Source organism: Acidovorax sp. GW821-FHT10E04 (genome assembly GCF_059415185.1).
Genome location: NZ_JBWKMT010000005.1, coordinates 1 through 17,028, shown reverse-complemented (window position 1 = coordinate 17,028; position 17,028 = coordinate 1). Strand labels below are relative to the sequence as shown.

At 67.2% G+C, this 17,028-nt stretch carries 18 protein-coding genes; 5 read left to right on the top strand and 13 right to left on the bottom strand.

Features of this window, described 5'->3' with window-relative positions:
- Nucleotides 1–17 precede the first annotated feature (17 nt).
- Nucleotides 18–470: a YchJ family protein gene (locus AC07OC_RS16355; protein WP_255591056.1), complete on the bottom strand. Its 453-nt coding sequence runs from the start codon at nucleotides 468–470 to the stop codon at nucleotides 18–20.
- Between the two features lie 15 nt (nucleotides 471–485).
- A complete protein-coding gene (locus tag AC07OC_RS16350) occupies nucleotides 486–1,184 on the bottom strand; it encodes a DUF4197 domain-containing protein (RefSeq protein WP_218296283.1) in 699 nt (232 codons plus the stop codon).
- A gap of 132 nt (nucleotides 1,185–1,316) precedes the next feature.
- Here AC07OC_RS16350 and AC07OC_RS16345 point away from each other — a divergent pair, with 132 nt between their 5' ends.
- The gene (locus tag AC07OC_RS16345) at nucleotides 1,317–1,796 is read left to right on the top strand and encodes a DUF421 domain-containing protein (RefSeq protein WP_218296284.1); all 480 of its coding nucleotides are present in this window, start codon (nucleotides 1,317–1,319) and stop codon (nucleotides 1,794–1,796) included.
- 74 nt (nucleotides 1,797–1,870) lie between these two features.
- On the opposite strand, the gene AC07OC_RS16340 is transcribed toward AC07OC_RS16345, so the two are convergent.
- Entirely contained in the window at nucleotides 1,871–2,938 is a 1,068-nt protein-coding gene (locus tag AC07OC_RS16340; protein WP_494601736.1) for a hypothetical protein, read from the bottom strand.
- A 188-nt stretch (nucleotides 2,939–3,126) separates the two neighbouring features.
- Between AC07OC_RS16340 and AC07OC_RS16335 the strand changes: the two genes are divergently transcribed.
- The 3 genes from AC07OC_RS16335 to AC07OC_RS16325 are packed head-to-tail and all read left to right on the top strand — an operon-like array spanning nucleotide 3,127 to nucleotide 5,780.
- Entirely contained in the window at nucleotides 3,127–3,780 is a 654-nt protein-coding gene (locus AC07OC_RS16335) for a LuxR C-terminal-related transcriptional regulator (RefSeq protein ID WP_218339904.1), read from the top strand.
- 21 nt (nucleotides 3,781–3,801) lie between these two features.
- Nucleotides 3,802–3,996 carry a hypothetical protein gene (locus AC07OC_RS16330; protein WP_218339905.1) on the top strand — a complete coding sequence of 65 codons (195 nt, stop codon included), beginning with the start codon at nucleotides 3,802–3,804 and terminating at the stop codon, nucleotides 3,994–3,996.
- Nucleotides 3,993–5,780 (top strand): hybrid sensor histidine kinase/response regulator, encoded by a 1,788-nt coding sequence (locus AC07OC_RS16325; protein ID WP_218339906.1) that lies wholly within the window; start codon nucleotides 3,993–3,995, stop codon nucleotides 5,778–5,780. Before AC07OC_RS16330 ends, AC07OC_RS16325 begins: the two co-directional genes overlap by 4 nt.
- A gap of 64 nt (nucleotides 5,781–5,844) precedes the next feature.
- Here AC07OC_RS16325 and AC07OC_RS16320 read toward each other — a convergent pair whose 3' ends face one another.
- From AC07OC_RS16320 to AC07OC_RS16275, 10 genes are all read right to left on the bottom strand, one after another.
- Nucleotides 5,845–6,975, bottom strand: coding sequence for an acyl-CoA dehydrogenase family protein (locus AC07OC_RS16320; protein ID WP_218339908.1), 1,131 nt, complete (start codon nucleotides 6,973–6,975; stop codon nucleotides 5,845–5,847).
- A gap of 42 nt (nucleotides 6,976–7,017) precedes the next feature.
- Nucleotides 7,018–7,686 (bottom strand): SDR family oxidoreductase, encoded by a 669-nt coding sequence (locus AC07OC_RS16315; protein WP_494601735.1) that lies wholly within the window; start codon nucleotides 7,684–7,686, stop codon nucleotides 7,018–7,020.
- 87 nt (nucleotides 7,687–7,773) lie between these two features.
- Entirely contained in the window at nucleotides 7,774–8,406 is a 633-nt protein-coding gene (locus AC07OC_RS16310; RefSeq protein ID WP_218339910.1) for a pyridoxamine 5'-phosphate oxidase family protein, read from the bottom strand.
- Nucleotides 8,407–8,419: 13 nt separating this feature from the next.
- Nucleotides 8,420–9,475 carry a DUF695 domain-containing protein gene (locus tag AC07OC_RS16305; protein ID WP_218339912.1) on the bottom strand — a complete coding sequence of 352 codons (1,056 nt, stop codon included), beginning with the start codon at nucleotides 9,473–9,475 and terminating at the stop codon, nucleotides 8,420–8,422.
- A 46-nt stretch (nucleotides 9,476–9,521) separates the two neighbouring features.
- The gene (locus tag AC07OC_RS16300; protein WP_218339913.1) at nucleotides 9,522–10,715 is read right to left on the bottom strand and encodes an acetyl-CoA C-acyltransferase; all 1,194 of its coding nucleotides are present in this window, start codon (nucleotides 10,713–10,715) and stop codon (nucleotides 9,522–9,524) included.
- A 55-nt stretch (nucleotides 10,716–10,770) separates the two neighbouring features.
- Complete coding sequence (gene aceK, locus AC07OC_RS16295) at nucleotides 10,771–12,576, bottom strand: bifunctional isocitrate dehydrogenase kinase/phosphatase (RefSeq protein ID WP_218296294.1); 1,806 nt, start codon at nucleotides 12,574–12,576, stop codon at nucleotides 10,771–10,773.
- A 48-nt stretch (nucleotides 12,577–12,624) separates the two neighbouring features.
- On the bottom strand, nucleotides 12,625–13,284 hold the full coding sequence (gene can, locus AC07OC_RS16290) for a carbonate dehydratase (RefSeq protein ID WP_057225864.1): 660 nt from the start codon (nucleotides 13,282–13,284) through the stop codon (nucleotides 12,625–12,627).
- Between the two features lie 34 nt (nucleotides 13,285–13,318).
- Nucleotides 13,319–14,509 (bottom strand): isovaleryl-CoA dehydrogenase, encoded by a 1,191-nt coding sequence (locus AC07OC_RS16285; RefSeq protein ID WP_218339915.1) that lies wholly within the window; start codon nucleotides 14,507–14,509, stop codon nucleotides 13,319–13,321.
- A 41-nt stretch (nucleotides 14,510–14,550) separates the two neighbouring features.
- On the bottom strand, nucleotides 14,551–15,012 hold the full coding sequence (locus AC07OC_RS16280) for a PaaI family thioesterase (RefSeq protein WP_218296296.1): 462 nt from the start codon (nucleotides 15,010–15,012) through the stop codon (nucleotides 14,551–14,553).
- 48 nt (nucleotides 15,013–15,060) lie between these two features.
- Nucleotides 15,061–15,456 (bottom strand): MerR family transcriptional regulator, encoded by a 396-nt coding sequence (locus AC07OC_RS16275; RefSeq protein ID WP_218296297.1) that lies wholly within the window; start codon nucleotides 15,454–15,456, stop codon nucleotides 15,061–15,063.
- Nucleotides 15,457–15,581: 125 nt separating this feature from the next.
- Between AC07OC_RS16275 and AC07OC_RS16270 the strand changes: the two genes are divergently transcribed.
- On the top strand, nucleotides 15,582–16,661 hold the full coding sequence (locus AC07OC_RS16270) for an MBL fold metallo-hydrolase (protein ID WP_218339916.1): 1,080 nt from the start codon (nucleotides 15,582–15,584) through the stop codon (nucleotides 16,659–16,661).
- The last annotated feature ends 367 nt before the right edge of the window (nucleotides 16,662–17,028 follow it).

Sequence of the window (17,028 nt, the reverse complement as noted above, 5' to 3'; positions counted from 1 at the left end):
TTATTTTCATGCAAATTTCAACCGTGGACATCGCCATCCACATAGAACCAGCGCCCGCCTTCGCGCACGAAGCGGCTGGTCTCGTGCAGGCGCACGGCACGGCCGCCCACGCGGTAGCGCGCCACGAACTCGACTTCCGCACGGCCTTCGCCCGTGGCGCGGTGGCCGCGCACCGCAAGCCCGAGCCACCGCGCGCCCGCATCGAAATCCATCGACGCGGGGCGCGTGGTGGGGTGCCAGGTGGCCTGCAGGTACTCGGCCCGCTCGCCCACGAACGCGGTGTACCGGGACCGCATGAGGCTTTCGGCGTCGGGCGCGGGCGCCGCTTCCAGATGGTCCACATAGCGGCCGCAGCAGTCGGCATAACGCAGCACGGCGGCCGTGCCGCCGGCGCGCCGGCCCGCGGGCGCCACGGTGCGTCCGCACGGGCAGGGTGCGCTGTCGGCCAGGGCCATGGGCGGGGTGCGCATCGCGGTGAACGGCGATCAGCGCAGCGCGCCGAACACCTTGCGGGCGATGGCACTGCCCGCGCCGGCCGGGTCCTGGCGGATGCGGCGCTCTTCCTCGCCGATCATGGTGTACAGGCCATCGAGCGTCTTGCCGGTGACGTACCGCGCCAGGTTGGCCTCTTCGGGCTTGAGCAGTCCGAAGCCCGCGGCCTTGCCAGCGAAGGCGTTGTACTTCTGGGTGAGGCCCACCTTCTCCGTCGCCTGGTCCACCACCGGCAGGAAGCGCTCCCCCAGCGGCACGCGCGTCTTCTCGGCGAAGAAGGCCGTCACCGAGGTGCTTCCTCCCGCCAGGATGTTCTTGGCGTCCGTCACCGTCATGTTCTGCACCGCGCCCACGAGCAGGTCCTTGCCCATGGGCACGGCGGCCTCGGCGGCGCGGTTGATGGAGGTGACCAGCTCATCGACGCGCTTGCCCTGGCCCAGCGATTTCATGACCTTGGCCGCGTCGTCCAGGTAGCCGGGAAGCCCGATGCGCACCTTGGGATTACCCAGGAAACCGTCGGGCCGCCCCAGCAGCGACACCGCGGCCTGGGCGCCCTGGCCCAGCGCGGCCTTGAGGCCGCCCGTGGCATCGGCATTGGAGAGATCGCCCAGCGACAGGGCCCAGGCCTGCTGCCAGCTGGCGCACAGCAGCGCCCCCAGGGCACTGGCTTGGTGGAATTGGCGGCGTTGCATGGAGGTGTTTTCTTTCTGTGAAGGGACCGGGACCGCACGGGGCGTGGGCCGGCCTGGCAGGTGGCATGTCCGGGATTTTCGCTCAGCGCCGTAGACTGGCACGCGACACAACCCTCCAACAAGGAGCCTGCAATGTGGGAAATGAATGTGCCGTGGTGGGAGTTCGTGCTGCGCGGCGTGGTGGTCTATGTCTTTTTGCTGGTGTTCCTGCGCCTGACAGGCAAGCGGCAGACAGGGCAGTACGCGCCGTTCGACCTCGTGCTGCTGCTGATCCTGTCCAACGCGGTGCAGAACTCGATGAACGCGGGCGACAACTCGCTGGTGGGCGGGCTCGTCTCGGCCACCACGCTCATCGGCTGCCACGTGGTGCTGGCGCAGCTGACGTTCCGCTTCGCGTGGATGGAGCGGCTGATCGACGGCACGCCGCGGGTGCTGGTGGAGCAGGGACAGGTGAACGCCGACCTCCTGCGCAAGGAGCTGCTTTCACCGGACGACCTCGAGGCCGCGCTGCGCGCCAGCGGATGCCTGCACCTGCACGAGGTGGAGCGCGCGACCATCGAGACCAATGGGCAGATCACGGTGGTGCTGCGGCGCCGGGGCAGTGGCGGCTGAAATTCCGCCCCGGCCCCCGTCCAGCCGCCCGGCCGTGCCCGCGGGCCGCCACGGCCCGCAGGGAGCACGGGGGTTCAGTTCTGGGTGTAGCAGGCCTTGTTCTGGATGGAGATGTCGGCCGAGGCCTCCACGGCGGCGGCCGAGCCGAACAGGCTCGGGTTCTGGTCGCCCAGCGGGCACAGATAGGGGCCCTTGCGCGCCCACACGGTGCGCGAGGTCAACCCCGTGACCTGGGCCCAGCTGCCCCAGAAGGCGGCGAGCGTGGGCGTCGCGCCCGTGCGGTCAAACGTGAAATTGCCCCCATCGCCCCCTTGCCCGCCAATGACCGCGCCCGCGGCGGTGCAGTTCGCGTCGGAGTAGGTCGCCACGCCCAGGCTGACCGTGGCCCGGGTCTCGCCTTGCCGCACGATGCGCCACAGCGACCGGCCCCATTGGCCCGGGCCGATGGGCGTGCAACGCTCCTGCTTCCAGTCCCCCTGCGGCAGTGCCACGGCCGTGGCGCAGGCCACCTCCACCGAGCCGACATGGGCCGAACCCACCGTGCCGCTGCCGTTGCGCACCGCGCAGTTCTGGCCTGCGGGCGGGGTCTTCACCGTGACGACATAGGGGCTGCCCGTGGCCACCGCCGTGGAAAACGCGAAGCCGCCGTTGCTGGCCAGGGACAGGTCATCGCCGCCGTTGTTCTGCAGCACCACTGCGCCGCCCGCCAGGCCCGATACCGAGCCCCCCACCGTGAAGGTGGCCGCCGCCAGGTTCTCGCAGCGCACCTGCACATCGCCCACGTTCGCGGTGGCGGTGCCCGTGCCTTGCGCCACGGCGCAGCGCTGGCCGCCGGGCTGCGTCCTGACGGTGACGGCATAGGCCACGCCGCGGTCCAGCCGGGCCGCGAACACAAAACCGCCGTTGGCGCTCACGGCCAGGTCATCGCCGCCATTGTTCTGCAGGGTCAGCGCCTTGCCGGCGCCCAGGCCGACCACGGAGCCCCCCACGGTGAAGGCCCCGGCCGTGGGCGGGGGCGTGGTGCCGCCGTCGCCATCGCCGCCCCCGCAGCCCGCCAGCAACACCGCGGCCAGCCCAAGAGGGGCCCAGCGGACTGCGGGCCGTGCGTGGTGCCGGGTGAACTTTGCGCTTGTGGGGGTCATGAACGGAAACCTCCTGGGTGGTGAAGGAATGAATGGATGAAAGAGGGGCGGATTCTGTGCGGCACGCCGCCCGCCGCAAAACCCTACCGAGGTAGGGTTTGCGCGCCGCCCCTTCCGGTCCACACTTGGCAGAATTTGCTTTGCTGCGGCATCCTGGCGCCCGGCGCCGCAGCGCCCCCCCGGCCCCCATGTCACCCTATGCACTCATCCTGGACGACCACCCGCTGGTAGCACGCGGCGTGGCCGAATTCCTGCGCTTGCGCCTGCCCTACCTGGAGGTGGCCGTGGCCGGGTGCGCCGATGACTTTCTGCCGCTGGTGGCCACGCGGGGTGCCCCCGCCATCGCGCTCGTCGACTTCTGGCTGGCCGAAGGTGCCGCGCTGGGCCTGATCGCGCTGGTGCGCGAGCACTGCCCCGGCACCGCGCTGGCGGTCGTCAGCGGCGACGACGACCCGGCCATGATGGAGCGCGTGCGCCAGGCGGGTGCGCACGGCTTCATCCACAAGCAGGCTCCGCCAGAGATCTTCGCCCAGGCGGTGGAGGCCCTGCTGGGCGGCCTGGCCTGGTTTGTGCCCGCCCCCCCCGGCAACCAGCCCCCGCGCAGCCGCGACCTGCCGGTCACGCCCGCCGAACTGGGCCTGTCGGTACGCCAGGGCGAAATCCTGGCGCTGGTGCTGCAGGGGCTGCCCAACAAGCGCATCGCGCTGCAGTACGACCTGTCGGAGAGCACGGTCAAGGAGCACATGAGCGCCATCCTCCTGCGCCTGGGCGCACGCACCCGCGTGGAGGCCATCACGGGGCTGCGCGGGCGCCGGCTGGTCCTGCCCGATCCACCCGCCTGAACACCGGCCCGCCCGCGCCCCATGCCACTCCAGTTCTTGCCGCGCCGCTGGTTTCCCCACCCCCATCCCCGCGCCGGCACCGGACCGGGCGAGCGCGGCCAGGTGCGCATCCCGGCCTGGACCGCGGTCCACGCCCGCGCGGCCCTGGGCATGTGGCGGCAGGCGCGCCGGCTGCGGCGCCGCCGGGAGGCGGCGGCCACCTTCGCAGGCACATGACGCCCAACACCAAGGCCCCGGGCCACGCGCACGGCGCGCCCAGCGCACAAGGCTGGCTGCTGCTGCTCGAAGCCTCTTTTGCGCGCCTGCGGCTGGGCATGTCGGTCATGCCCGCCATGGGGCTGCTGTTTGGCCTGCTGCTGGGCTGGCAGGGTGGGCAGGCCATGCCGCTGCTGGCGTGGGGAGGCGCATACCTGCCCGTGTTGCTGTTCGTGGGGTGGGGCCACCGGCAGTACCGGCACGAACGCGCCTTGCGGCCGCCCGAAGCCCTGCTGCCCCCCTGGACCCGCCGCGTGTGCTACCTGGCCTTGGCGCACGGGGTAGGCGTTTCACTCTCGATAGCGTTGTCGCTGGGCCACGCCAGCTACGAATACATGCTGTTGCTGCATATCACGCTGGCGGGCATTCTGGCCGCCAACGCAGCGCAGATGACCGCCACGCTCGCTGTCTACCGCATGTATTTCGTGGGTGCGGTGGGCGGGCTGGCGATGATCCCCTGGGCGTTTCCGGCGCAGTGGCCGTTTGTACTGCCCATGACGCTGGTGATGGCCGCCGTGATCTACCGCAGCGCCATGAACTCGCACCGGTTCTTCGTGCGCCAGGTGGTGCTGGAAGAGCGCAGCCGCGACCTGGCCGAGCGCTACCGCGAGGCCAGCGACGCGGCCGAAGCCGCGCTGGCCGAGAAGAACCGGTTTCTGAGCACCGCCGCCCACGACCTGCGCCAGCCCGTGCACGCCATGGCGTTGCTGGCCGAAGCCATTGCGCTGCAGGGCCAGGACCACCCGCACATCGGCCCCTTGCTGGGCCAGTGGCGGCTGAGCATGCACTCGCTCAGCCAGATGTTCGACGCCCTGCTCGACCTGTCGCGCATCGAATCAGGCACGGTGGAGCTGCGGCCCGCGCCCGTGCCGCTGGCCCACCTGTTCGACGACCTGCGCCACCAGTTCGTCACCGAAGCCACCGCGCGCGGGCTGGCCCTGCGCATGCGCCCGCCCCCGGCGCACGCCACGGTGCTGGCCGACCCCGCGCTGGTGCGGCAGTCGCTGGCCAACCTGGTGCACAACGCCTTGCGCTACACACTGCGGGGCGGGGTGCTGGTGGGCGCACGGCAGCGCGGTGGCCACTGGCGGCTGGAGGTGTGGGACACCGGCGAAGGCGTGGCACCACAGGAGCAGGCCGCCATCTACCAGGCCTTCTACCGCCCGCAGAGCGCGGGGCACCTCCACCGCGAAGGCCACGGCCTGGGGCTGGCCGTGGTGGCGCGCTGCGTGGCGCTGATGGGTGCACGCCAGGGCATGGCCTCGTGTCCGGGGCGGGGGTCGTGTTTCTGGATCGAGCTGCCGGCCACGGCCGCGCCTGCGCTGGCGCCCGACGCACGTGGCACCGCCGCGCCACGCACCTGGCCCCGCCTGCAGGGCCGGTGCCTGGTGCTGGACGACGATCCCCACGTGCTGCGGGCCTGGTCGGCCCTGCTGGGCGGCTGGGGCATCGCGTTGCGCACCGCCCGCACCCCCGGCGAGGCCCACGCCCACCTGGACAACGGCTTTGCACCGCAGGCCATCCTGTGCGACCAGCACCTGTCGTCGGGCGATAGCGGCTTTGACGTGCTGCGCGTCCTGCTGGAGCGCTGCCCCGCCGCGCGCGGAGCCATGGTGAGCGGCGAGTTTGACTCACCCGCCCTGCACGAGGCCGATGCCGAGGGCTACCTGGTGCTGCGCAAGCCCGTGGATGTGGACGCGCTCCATGCGGTGCTGGCCCAGTGGCTGCCGCAGCAAGAAATTTGAACAAAACAGGCCCTGGCGCTTTCCCATCCTGCGCCAACAGCTATTCGATTCATAGCAATCAGCATCAAGCCAGCGCGCGCTGAATGATGATCTTCTGCACGTCGCTCGTGCCTTCGTAGATCTGGCACACGCGCACGTCGCGGTAGATGCGCTCCACCGGGAAGTCGTTCACCACGCCGTAGCCGCCCAGGGTCTGGATGGCGGCGCTGCACACGCGTTCGGCCATCTCGCTGGCGAACAGCTTGGCCATGGCGGCTTCCTTCAGGCAGGGCCGGCCCGCATCGCGCAGCGCGGCGGCGTGCCAGATGAGCTGGCGCGCGGCTTCGATCTGCGTGGCGCAGTCGGCCAGGCGAAAGCCCACGGCCTGGTGGTTGAAGATGGCGGTGCCGAAGCTCTCGCGCTCTTTCGAATACGCCAGCGCCACGTCGAAGGCACTGCGTGCCATGCCCACGCTTTGCGCGGCGATGCCGATGCGGCCGCCCTCGAGCGCGCCGAGGGCGATCTTGTAGCCCTCGCCTTCCGCGCCGATCAGGTTTTCGGCCGGAATGCGGCAGTGGTCGAAGTTGATCTGCGCGGTGTCGCTGCTGTGCTGGCCCAGCTTGTCTTCGAGCCGCGCGACCACGTAGCCCGGGTTGCTGGTGGGCACGAGGAAGGCGCTCATGCCCTTCTTGCCCGCGCCCTTGTCGGTCACGGCGATGACGATGGCCACGTGGCCGTTCTTGCCGCTGGTGATGAACTGCTTGACGCCGTTGATGATGTACTCGTCGCCTTGCTTCACTGCCGTGGTGCGCAGTGCCGAGGCATCGGAGCCCACATGCGGCTCGGTCAGGCAGAACGCGCCCAGCATCTCGCCACGGGCCAGCGGCGTGAGCCAGTCGCGCTTTTGCTGGGCGTTGCCATAGCGCATGAGGATGGCGTTGACCGGGCAGTTGGTCACGCTGATGGCGGTGCTGGTGCCGCCGTCGCCGGCCGCGATCTCTTCAAGCACCAGCGCGAGGGTGACGTAGTCGAGGTGTGCGCCGCCAAATTCTTCGGGCACGCAGATGCCATACGCGCCCAGTGCAGCCAGGCCCTGGTGCGCCTCCTTGGGGAAGTGGTGTTCCTTGTCCCAGCGCGCGGCGTGGGGCCACAGCTGTTCCTGCGCGAAGTCGCGCACCGCGTCGCGGATCATTTCCTGGTCTTGGGTCAGCAGCATCGGGGTTGTCTCCAGAAGTCGTTGTGGGTTCGGTCGAAAGGGTTACCAGTGGGTGGCGCGGCGGCCGTCGTGGTGCAGCAGGCGGCCCTTGTCGGCGGCGGTGACGCCCGCCACGGTGGCGCGCAGGCCGCGCACGCTGTCCTGCACCGTCAGCGCGGCGCCTTCGCCGCCCATGTCGGTCTGCACCCAGCCGGGGTCGATGGTGATGAGCGTGGCGCCTGGGTAGTCATGCTGGGCCGCGGCCACCGCCATGTTCAGCGCCGCCTTGCTGGTGCGGTACAGCCAGGAGCCGCTGCCCGGCGCCCTGCCAATCTGCGACATGGACGAGGACAGGAACGCGAACACGCCCTGCGCGTCGGCCACCAGGGGCGCGACCTGCGGCAGCGCCTGCATGGCGCCCAGCACGTTGGTGTGCATGACGGCATCGAAGTCCTGCTGCGTGGGCGGCGTGAGCGCGTTGGGACGGCGGATGACGCCCGCCACGTACCAGGCGGTCTCGATCTTTTCGCCGTCCAGTTGCCAGGCCAGCGCGCTCACACTGGCGGGGTTGGCCACGTCCACGGTGAGCACCTCGGCGCCCAGGGCCTGCACCCGTTCGCGGCCCGCTTCGTCGCGCACGGTGGCGATCACGCGGCGGCCCGCCTCGGCGTACTGGCGCACCAGCTCCAGACCGATGCCGCGCGATGCGCCGATGACAAGTATGGATTTCATGGTTGAAATTTGGATTGAATTGGGCCCTGGCGCCTATGTATCAAGCGCCAATAGCTATCAAAATAGTAGCAATCACTCTCAACACCCTCAGGCGTCGCCGAGCTGCTGCTCCTGCGCCAGTTGGGCGCGGTAGCGCTGCAGCATCGCCACTTGCGACTCAGGCTCGGTGGCGAGGCCCATCTGGTCGTGGATCATCTGGTCCATGGTGGGCAGCGCGGCGCGGTCCACCTGCGCATCGGCGGACCACAGCCGCGAGCGCATGAAGGCCTTGGAGCAGTGCAGATACGCCTCGGCCACGCGCACTTCGATCACCATCTTTGGGCGCTGGCGCCCGGCCGTGAAGAAGTCGGTGTACAGCGCCTCGTCGCGCAGGCGCGCGGTGCCGTTCACCCGCAGGGTTTCGTCCACGCCCGGAATCATGAACAGCAGGCCGATGCGCGGGTCATCGAGCAGGTTGGTCAGGGTGTCGAGCCGGTGGTTGCCCCCCGCGTCGGGCAGCAGCAGGGTGTGCGCATCGGGCGACTTCACGAAACCGGGCGCACCGCCGCGCGGCGAGGCATCGAGCAATGCGCCATGGAGACCACCACTGGCCACCACGCAGAACGGCGACAGGGCAATGAAGCGCTGGCAGTGCGCATCCAGCTGCGGTTGCTGCTTGTGCAGGGCCCGCTCGCTTGGGGCGGCATACAGGGCGCGCAGCTGCTCGGTGGTTTCGATCATGGTCGCGTCCAGGTCAATGCACGGCAAATTCGAAGTAGCCCGACCACGCCGGGTCATAGGTGGTGGACAGCACCAGCGACTCGGCCTCTTCCCGCAGCAGCAGAGGTGCCAGCGCCTGCCTGGCCAGTTGCTCGTCGCCCACGTAGTAGACGGCCTTGCGGCGCCCGGCACGGGTCAGGGTGTAGGCCAGGATGCCCAGCTGGGGCAGCTCCAGCAGCGTGGCGGCCTGGTCCTGCAGCGCCTGCACGGCGGCCAGCTCATCGCGGTCCCCCACGGCCAGGTCCAGCACCAGCGCGTGCGACAGGTCGGCGCGCATGGCCACGGGGCTGGCGCTGCGGTTGACCATGACAATGGCGGTGTCCTCGCGCCCCCCGGGGCCTTCGTCGTCGTCGCCATCTCCGGGCTCGCCGCCGAACGCCATCGTCATGCCCGACCAGTCGTGTTCACCCGCCGGGAAGTCTCCCGTGCGGCCCAGCGTCTCGACCCAGTAGCGATCAAACACCGGAGGCAACTGGCTGAGTGGGACCCACTGCGCCTGCGGGTCGCCAGCCTGCCCGACAAAATCCACCGCCCCCACCTTGACGGCGAAGTCGTACTCGCCGAGCACATGGTCGAGCATGATGAACGCCATGTTGCGCGCATGGTCCTGGTAGTCGCTCGGGATCTCGCGGCCAAAGCGGATCTCCAGCGCGGCCTGCCCGCCATCCTGGTCCAGGGCGATGAGCACCTCGGACGTGGCCAGCTGGAAACCGTCCATGCCGATGGGAAAGTCCGGCTGCGTGGTGCGCTCGCGGAACGCGCGCACGCGGTAGTTCTGCAGCGCGGGCGCGGCCGCCACCGCCTGCATCAGCAGTGGAAATTTTTCGGTGCTGCCGTGGGCGGTGACGATGAGGTCCACCACCGCATCGCCGTCGCCGCCGGACATCTCCAGCGCCAGGCCGCCCAGGTGGCACTCGATGAGCGCGTTGGCGGACTCGACCCGCTCGCGCAGCGGCTGGGCCTGGAGCGATGCCTGGGCATCGGAAAACGCGCGCCAGAAGGCGGTGATCTCGGGAGAGGGTGCGGTCATCACTGTCCTTGTGAAAAGAGCCAAATCATCCCATCTCCCTCCCGCATCAAACGAGTTCCAGCGCCACCGCCGTGGCTTCGCCGCCGCCGATGCACAGCGTGGCCAGGCCCTTGGTCAGGCCGCGCGCCTGGAGGGCATACATCAGCGTGACCATGATGCGGGCACCGCTGGCACCGATGGGGTGGCCCAGGGCGCAGGCGCCGCCGTTCACGTTGACCTTGTCGTGCGGCAGGTCCAGCTCTTTCATCAGCGCCATGGGCACCACGGCGAAGGCCTCGTTGATCTCCCACAGCTGCACGTCGCCCACTTCCCAGCCGGCCTTGGCCAGCGCCTTCTGCGTGGCGCCCAGGGGGGCGGTGGCGAACCACTCGGGCTCTTGCGCGTGGGTGGCGTGGCTCACGATGCGCGCCAGCGGCTTGGCCCCGAGCTTCTTCGCGGTGGATTCGCGCATCATCACCAGCGCGGCGGCGCCGTCGTTGATGCTGGAGCTGGATGCGGCGGTGATGGTGCCGTCCTTCTTGAAGGCGGGCTTCAAGGTGGCGATCTTCTCCAGCTTGACCTTGCCCGGGCCTTCGTCCACCGACACCACGGTCTCGCCCGCGCGGGTCTTGACGGTGACGGGCACGATCTCGGCCGCGAACGCGCCGGACTCGGTGGCGGCCTTGGCGCGCTGCACGCTGGCCGTGGCGAACGCGTCCTGCTGCTCGCGCGTGAACTGGTACTTGGCCGCGCAGTCTTCGCCAAAGGTGCCCATGCTGCGGCCTGCTTCATAGGCGTCTTCCAGGCCGTCGAGCATCATGTGGTCGAAGATGCGGTCATGGCCCAGGCGGTAGCCGCCGCGGCCCTTCTGCAGCAGGTAGGGGGCGTTGGTCATGCTCTCCATGCCGCCGGCCACCATCACGTCGTGCGTGCCGGCCAGCAGCATGTCGTGCGCCATCATCGCGGCCTTCATGCCCGAGCCGCACATCTTGCTGAGCGTGACCGCGCCAGCGCCCTTGGGCAGGCCGCCCTTGAAGGCCGCCTGGCGTGCGGGCGCCTGGCCCTGGCCGGCCATCAGGCAGTTGCCGAACAGCACCTCGCCCACGGCGTCGGGTGACACACCGGCGCGCTCGATGGCGGCCTGGATCGCGGCGCCGCCCAGGTCGTGCGCGGCCAGGCTGGAAAAGTCGCCCTGCAGCGAGCCCATGGGGGTGCGCGCGGCGCCGACGATGACGATGGGGTCTTGGGTGGATGCGGACATGGTGCAAATCTCCTGGGAAGGGTTCAGACGAAAGTCGGGGGTTGAATGAAATGGACTACCGGGCCGGCGCGCCCTGCGCGAAGCGCCGGTCCGTGTCGTAGGGAAAAACGTCGAACATGTGGCCCGCCTGGATGCGCTCCTTGTGCGACTGCCAGAACGCGGCGTCGAGCAGGTCGGCGTGGTGCGACATGAACACCTCGCGCACGGCATCGTTGCCGAGCAGGAAAGGGCCGAAGGTTTCGGGGAACACATCGCGCGGGCCCACGCTGTACCAGACCTCGCCGCTCATCTCTTCCTCCTCGTTGCGCGGCGTGGGCACGCGGCGGAAGTTGCAGTCGGTGAGGTATTCGATCTCGTCGTAGTCGTAGAACACGACCTTGCCATTGCGCGTGACGCCGAAGTTCTTCCAGAGCATGTCGCCGGGGAAGATGTTGGCGGCCACGAGGTCCTTGATGGCGTTGCCGTATTCGATGACGCTGTGCTCCATCTGCTGGCGCGCACGCGGGTCGGAGAGCCCGGTGTCAAAGGCTTCCTGCAGGTAGATGTTGAGCGGGATCATGCGCCGCTCGATGTACAGGTGCTTGATGATGACTTCGGTCTGGCCGTCGCCATCGCGGTCGCTGATCTCCAGCTGGCTGGGGGCGAACTTCTCGATCTCGGCAATCAGTGCATCGTCAAACCGGTCGCGGGGAAAGGCCACCTCGCTGTACTCCAGCGTGTCGGCCATGCGGCCCACGCGGTCGTGCTGCTTGACCAGCAGGTACTTGGCCTTGATCTGCTCGCGCGTGGTTTCCTTCTGGTGCGGGAAATAGTCCTTGATGAGCTTGAACACGAACGGAAAGCTCGGCAGGTCGAACACCAGCATCACCATGCCCTTGATGCCGGGGGCGATGCGAAACTGATCGCTGGAATGCTTCAGGTGGTACAGGAAGTCGCGGTAGAACAGGGTCTTGCCCTGCTTGGCCAGGCCCAGCGCGTTGTAGATCTCGGCGCGCGGCTTGCGGGGCATGAGGCTGCGCAGGAACTGCACGTAGGCGCTGGGCACCTCCATGTCCACCATGAAGTAGGCGCGGGCGAAGCTGAACAGCATCTGCATATCGTCTTCGCCGAACAGCGCGGCGTCGATGAACAGCCTGCCAGCATCGTCGTGCAGGATGGGCAGCGCAAACGGCACTTCGTTGAAGCCGTTGATGATCTTGCCCACCACATAGGCGCCCTTGTTGCGGAAGAACAGGCTGGTGAGCACCTGGATCTGGAAGTTGGCGCGCAGCCGCACCTTGTCGAGGCGGCCGCGCACGGCGGCCACCACGCAGGCACTGTCTCGCGCCAAGTCCGCAAACTCACGCTGCAACTGGAAGTTCTCGATGATGGTCTGGAACGTCTCGTGCAGGTTGTCGCGGGAGGGGTAGTACGCGCGGTAGGTGGGGCGCGCTGCGGGCTCTTCGTTCTCGATGTATTCGGTGCTGACCGCGGGCCGCACGAAGATGAAGTCGTTGTGGAAATGCGTGCGGTGCAGGATCTTGGTCGTGACCGAGTTGAAGAAGGTCTCGGCCAGTTCGGGCTGGTGGTGGTTGACCAAGAGGCCGATGTAATGCAGCTTGATCTGGTGCCACACGTCCATGGGCTGCGCGCCCGCGCTGAATTCCTTCTCCAGCCGGCGCACGCATTCTTTCACGCGCAGGTCATAGAACTCGATGCGTTCGCGCTGCGCCCGCTGCTGGCCGTGCCAGTCGCCGGTTTCGAAGCGGTGCTTGGCCCGCGCCGACTCGGTGCGGAACAGCCGGTAGTGCCGGTTGAAACCGTCCATCATGGCCTTGGCAATACCGTAGGCCTGGGGAGCATCAAGCCGTTGCGGGAACATGGCAGTCTTTCAGCGCAGGCATCGCAATGCGGTCAGGCCAGAGGCGGGCTATTGCCTTTTGACGGCAGCCACACCAGCGATCGCCGCCTTGTACAGCGAGTCCAGGCCTTCGGTGCTGCCCACGGACATGTGCAGGTTGTTGATGAGACCGTCCTTGAGCCCATAGCACCAGCCGTGCAGCGTGACCTTCTGGCCCCGTCCCCACGCATCGAGCATCACCGTGGTCTGGGCGATGTTGACCACCTGCTCGATGGCGTTGAGTTCGCACAGCACGTCGTGGCGCCACTCCGGGGCGGTGGCGGCAATCAGGTCGCGGTGGCGGTCGCGCACGTCCTGCACATGGCGGATCCAGTTGTCGGCCAGGCCCACGCGCGTGCCTTCCAGGGCCGCCAGCACGCCACCACAACCATAGTGCCCCACCACCATGAGGTGCTCGACGTGCAACTGGTCCACCGCGTACTGGATGGTGGAAAGACAGTTCAGGTCGGTGGGCACCACCACATTGGCCACGTTGCGGTGCACGAACACTTCGCCCGGCTCCAGGCCCGTGATCTGGTTGGCGGGCACGCGGCTGTCGGAGCAGCCGATCCACATGTACTTGGGCTTTTGCTGGGCCAGCAGGCTGGTGAAGAACCCGGGCCGCTCGCGCTCCATCTGGGCCGCCCAGGCGCGGTTGTGAACAAACAGGTCGTCGATCGAGGAGGGCATGTTGTCCTTGGAGAGTCAGGGAAAGAAGTGAAGCTCAGCAGGTTTCGGCGAACAGCTCGCGGCCGATCAGCATGCGGCGGATCTCGCTGGTGCCGGCACCGATCTCATACAGCTTGGCATCGCGCCACAGGCGGCCGAGCGGGTATTCGTTGATGTAGCCATTGCCACCGTAGATCTGCACGCCTTCGCCGGCCATCCAGGTCGCCTTTTCCGCGCACCACAGGATCACGCTGGCGCAGTCCTTGCGCACCTGGCGCACGTGGTCGGTGCCGAGCATGTCGAGATTCTTGGCCACAGTGTAGGCAAACGAGCGCCCCGCCTGCAGCACGGTGTACATGTCGGCCACCTTGCCCTGAATGAGCTGGAACTCGCCAATGCTCTGGCCGAACTGCTTGCGGTCGTGAATGTACGGGATCACGTTGTCCATCACGGACTGCATGATGCCCAGCGGGCCGCCGGTCAGCACCGCACGTTCGTAGTCCAGGCCGCTCATCAGCACCTTGGCGCCCTGGTTCAGGCCACCGAGCACATTCGCGGCGGGCACTTCGACATTGTTGAAAACCAGCTCGCCCGTGTGGCTGCCACGCATGCCCAGCTTGTCGAGCTTTTGCGCAATGCTGAATCCCGGCATGCCTTTTTCGATCAGGAAGGCCGTGACGCCCCGCGCGCCCATTTCGGGTTCGGTCTTGGCGTACACCACGAGGGTGTCGGCATCCGGACCATTGGTGATCCACATCTTGTTGCCGTTGAGCAGGTAGTAGCCGCCCTTGTCCTCGGCCTTGAGCTTCATGCTGATCACATCGGAGCCCGCGCCCGGCTCGCTCATGGCCAGCGCACCCACATGCTCGCCACTGATGAGCTTGGGCAGGTACTTGGCCTTCTGTGCCTCGCTGCCGTTGCGGTTGATCTGGTTCACGCACAGGTTGCTGTGCGCGCCGTAAGACAGGCCCACGGAGGCGCTGGCGCGGGAGATTTCCTCCATGGCCACCATGTGGGCGAGGTAGCCCATGGCGGCGCCGCCATATTGCTCGGGCACCGTGATGCCGAGCACGCCCAGGTCGCCCATCTTGCGCCACAGGTCCATGGGGAACTGGTCGCTGCGGTCGATCTCGGCCGCGCGCGGCGCGATCTCGGCCTGCGCAAAGTCGCGCACGGCATCGCGCAGGGCATCGATATCCTCGCCCAGTTGGAAGTTGAGGCCAGGCAGGTTGGCGGGAATGCTCATGGTGAATGTCTCCTCAAAACAGATTGTGGAAGGTGGCTTGTTCAGCCTTGGATGTTGTCGCGCCCGGTGACGGCCATGAGGGTGCACCCCATGGTGGCCACCAGCTTTTCCTGGGAGTTTTCTATGGCGAAGGCACGGCCCTCGCACACGGTGATGGTGCGGCCGGGCTTCAGCACCCGTCCCTCCATGCGAAAACGCTGGCCCTTGGCGGGGGCCAGCAGGTTGATCTTGAATTCGATGGTGAGCACGGCGGCGTCGGGGCCCATCAGGGTGAACCCGGCATAGCCACAGGCCGAATCCAGGGCGGTGGCCACCATGCCGGCATGCAGGAAGCCATGCTGCTGGGTAAGTGCCGGAGCCCATTCGAGCTCGATGTCGACCGCCCCCGCCGCCACGCGGGCCAGGCGCGCGCCCAACGTCTGCATGGCGCCCTGAAGGGCGAAGCTGGCGCGCACGCGCTCCGCGTAGTCAGCGCACCGGGGCTCAAGGGGGGGCGTGCTCAAGGCAATCTCCTGATCAGCATTTACGTTTACGTAAACGTCAATTATGAATCATTTTTGCTTTTCGACCTTCAGCAGGAGTGCCCGCGCCTCGTTTTCATGCTCCTGGACCTCCTCCAGATTGGCCTGCAGGTCAGCCATCTGTTCCTCGAGCTGCTTGCGATGGACGACAAGCACATCCAGAAACTTGCGCAGCTGCACGCCCGTGTCGCGGGGACTGTCGTACAGGTCGATGATCTCCTTGGCCTCCGTCAGCGACAGCCCCAGTCGCTTGGCGCGGAGCGTGAGGCGCAATCGGGTCCTGTCACGGGCACTGTAGACGCGGTTTCGGCCCGCTGGTCCCGTGCGTTCCGGTTGCAGCAGGCCCATGTCTTCATAAAAGCGGATCGCCCGCGTGGTGAGATCAAACTCTTTGGCGAGATCGCTGATGGTGTAGGTGTTGGCCATGGTGGGTACTGCGTGCAGCAAGGTCGGTTTCGCACAGGAGACAGCCCCGCGGCCGCAGCTCCCTACAATGCATCGGATGCATGACGTTTACGTTAACGTCAATGCTAACCCATACCACGACCGCCATGAACCCACTCGAACACCAGATCCACTACCCGCTTGGCGATGCACTCCCTCCGCAGGGGGGCACCATGGAAGTCGCACCTGGCGTCAAGTGGATCCGCATGGGCTTGCCATTCGCGCTGGACCACATCAACCTGTGGTTGCTGCGCGACCGGCAACCCGACGCCGACGGCACCATGGTCAGCGGCTGGACGGTGGTGGACTGCTGCATCGACAGTGCGACCACGCGTGCACAGTGGGAGCAGGTTTTTGCGAGCAGCCTGGAAGGGTTGCCGATTTTGCGCGTGATCGTGACCCACATGCATCCGGACCACATCGGGCTAGCGCATTGGCTGTGCGACCGATGGAAAGTACGCCTTTGGATCAGCGCCACCGACTACAACGTGGCGAGAACCGCGGTATACGACCGCAATGGATTCGGTGGCGAGGCCAGCGCCGACTTCTATGCCCTGCATGGCATGCAGGATGTGGAATTTCTCCAGCATGTCCGGGGACGCGTGTCGTACTTCCCAACCCTGGTGCCCGCCCTGCCTCCGACCTTCCGCAGGCTTATGGAAGGTGATGTCATCGAAATCGGTGGCCGCGATTGGCAGTGCATCAGCGGGTACGGGCATGCGCCTGAGCACATTGCCCTGTATTGCGCAGAATTGTCCTCCCTGATAAGTGGCGACATGGTGTTGCCGCGCATTTCCACCAACGTCAGCGTCCACGCGGCAGAACCCGAATCGGACCCTCTGCGGCTTTTTTTGGCCTCCCTGCTCCGGTACCTCGCATTGCCGGCTGACACGCTTGTCCTGCCGTCTCATGGCAAACCCTTCCAGGGATTGCATGAACGCATCCAGCAACTGCAGAACCATCACCGGGATCGGCTGGCAGAAATCCTGGAGGCTGCGAAATCGGGCCCTTTGTCAGCGGCGGATGTGCTGTCCATCATGTTCAAGCGAAAGCTGGATGCCCACCAGATGACCTTTGCGATGGGCGAGGCGCTGGCCCATCTGCACCTGCTGTGGTTTGACAGCCAACTGCATCGGGTTCTCGACGCCGCTGGCGTTCACAGGTTTGCCCCCCCACGCAAGCATTGAACTTGCGCGAACCGCCGGTGAATTGGAGCTCAGGCGCCTTCGCCATGCGTGTGGGTGGCGCAGTGGTGGAAAGGCGCTACCCGCGTATAGGCAGGTGCCGCAGAGTGATGAAGAAGACGCGTGGCGGGATTTTTCGCGAAGCGGGAGCACAAGACGAGGGTGAGTCCATCCCATCCAGACGCTCATAGAGCTCACCAAGGTCCAGACCTGCAGAGAACCCAGCTGAATGGATGCTTGCTTTTCGCCGCCCCCAAAGCAAAAAACCCCAGTCATTGCTGACTGGGGTTTTCTGGGCTGTAAGAGCCTGACGATGACCTACTTTCACACGGGAACCCGCACTATCATCGGCGCAAAGTCGTTTCACTGT

Excerpts from the sequence above, each read along its gene's own strand:
- AC07OC_RS16330 (WP_218339905.1), top strand. The coding sequence starts at position 3,802 with ATGCCACTCCAGTTCTTGCCGCGCCGCTGGTTTCCCCACCCCCATCCC.
- AC07OC_RS16275 (WP_218296297.1), bottom strand. The coding sequence starts at position 15,456 with ATGGCCAACACCTACACCATCAGCGATCTCGCCAAAGAGTTTGATCTC.
- AC07OC_RS16345 (WP_218296284.1), top strand. The coding sequence starts at position 1,317 with ATGTGGGAAATGAATGTGCCGTGGTGGGAGTTCGTGCTGCGCGGCGTG.
- can (WP_057225864.1), bottom strand. The coding sequence starts at position 13,284 with ATGCCCTCCTCGATCGACGACCTGTTTGTTCACAACCGCGCCTGGGCG.
- AC07OC_RS16340 (WP_494601736.1), bottom strand. The coding sequence starts at position 2,938 with ATGACCCCCACAAGCGCAAAGTTCACCCGGCACCACGCACGGCCCGCA.
- AC07OC_RS16355 (WP_255591056.1), bottom strand. The coding sequence starts at position 470 with ATGCGCACCCCGCCCATGGCCCTGGCCGACAGCGCACCCTGCCCGTGC.
- AC07OC_RS16335 (WP_218339904.1), top strand. The coding sequence starts at position 3,127 with ATGTCACCCTATGCACTCATCCTGGACGACCACCCGCTGGTAGCACGC.
- AC07OC_RS16270 (WP_218339916.1), top strand. The coding sequence starts at position 15,582 with ATGAACCCACTCGAACACCAGATCCACTACCCGCTTGGCGATGCACTC.
- AC07OC_RS16325 (WP_218339906.1), top strand. The coding sequence starts at position 3,993 with ATGACGCCCAACACCAAGGCCCCGGGCCACGCGCACGGCGCGCCCAGC.
- AC07OC_RS16310 (WP_218339910.1), bottom strand. The coding sequence starts at position 8,406 with ATGATCGAAACCACCGAGCAGCTGCGCGCCCTGTATGCCGCCCCAAGC.
- AC07OC_RS16285 (WP_218339915.1), bottom strand. The coding sequence starts at position 14,509 with ATGAGCATTCCCGCCAACCTGCCTGGCCTCAACTTCCAACTGGGCGAG.
- AC07OC_RS16315 (WP_494601735.1), bottom strand. The coding sequence starts at position 7,686 with ATGAAATCCATACTTGTCATCGGCGCATCGCGCGGCATCGGTCTGGAG.
- AC07OC_RS16305 (WP_218339912.1), bottom strand. The coding sequence starts at position 9,475 with ATGACCGCACCCTCTCCCGAGATCACCGCCTTCTGGCGCGCGTTTTCC.
- AC07OC_RS16300 (WP_218339913.1), bottom strand. The coding sequence starts at position 10,715 with ATGTCCGCATCCACCCAAGACCCCATCGTCATCGTCGGCGCCGCGCGC.
- AC07OC_RS16320 (WP_218339908.1), bottom strand. The coding sequence starts at position 6,975 with ATGCTGCTGACCCAAGACCAGGAAATGATCCGCGACGCGGTGCGCGAC.
- aceK (WP_218296294.1), bottom strand. The coding sequence starts at position 12,576 with ATGTTCCCGCAACGGCTTGATGCTCCCCAGGCCTACGGTATTGCCAAG.
- AC07OC_RS16350 (WP_218296283.1), bottom strand. The coding sequence starts at position 1,184 with ATGCAACGCCGCCAATTCCACCAAGCCAGTGCCCTGGGGGCGCTGCTG.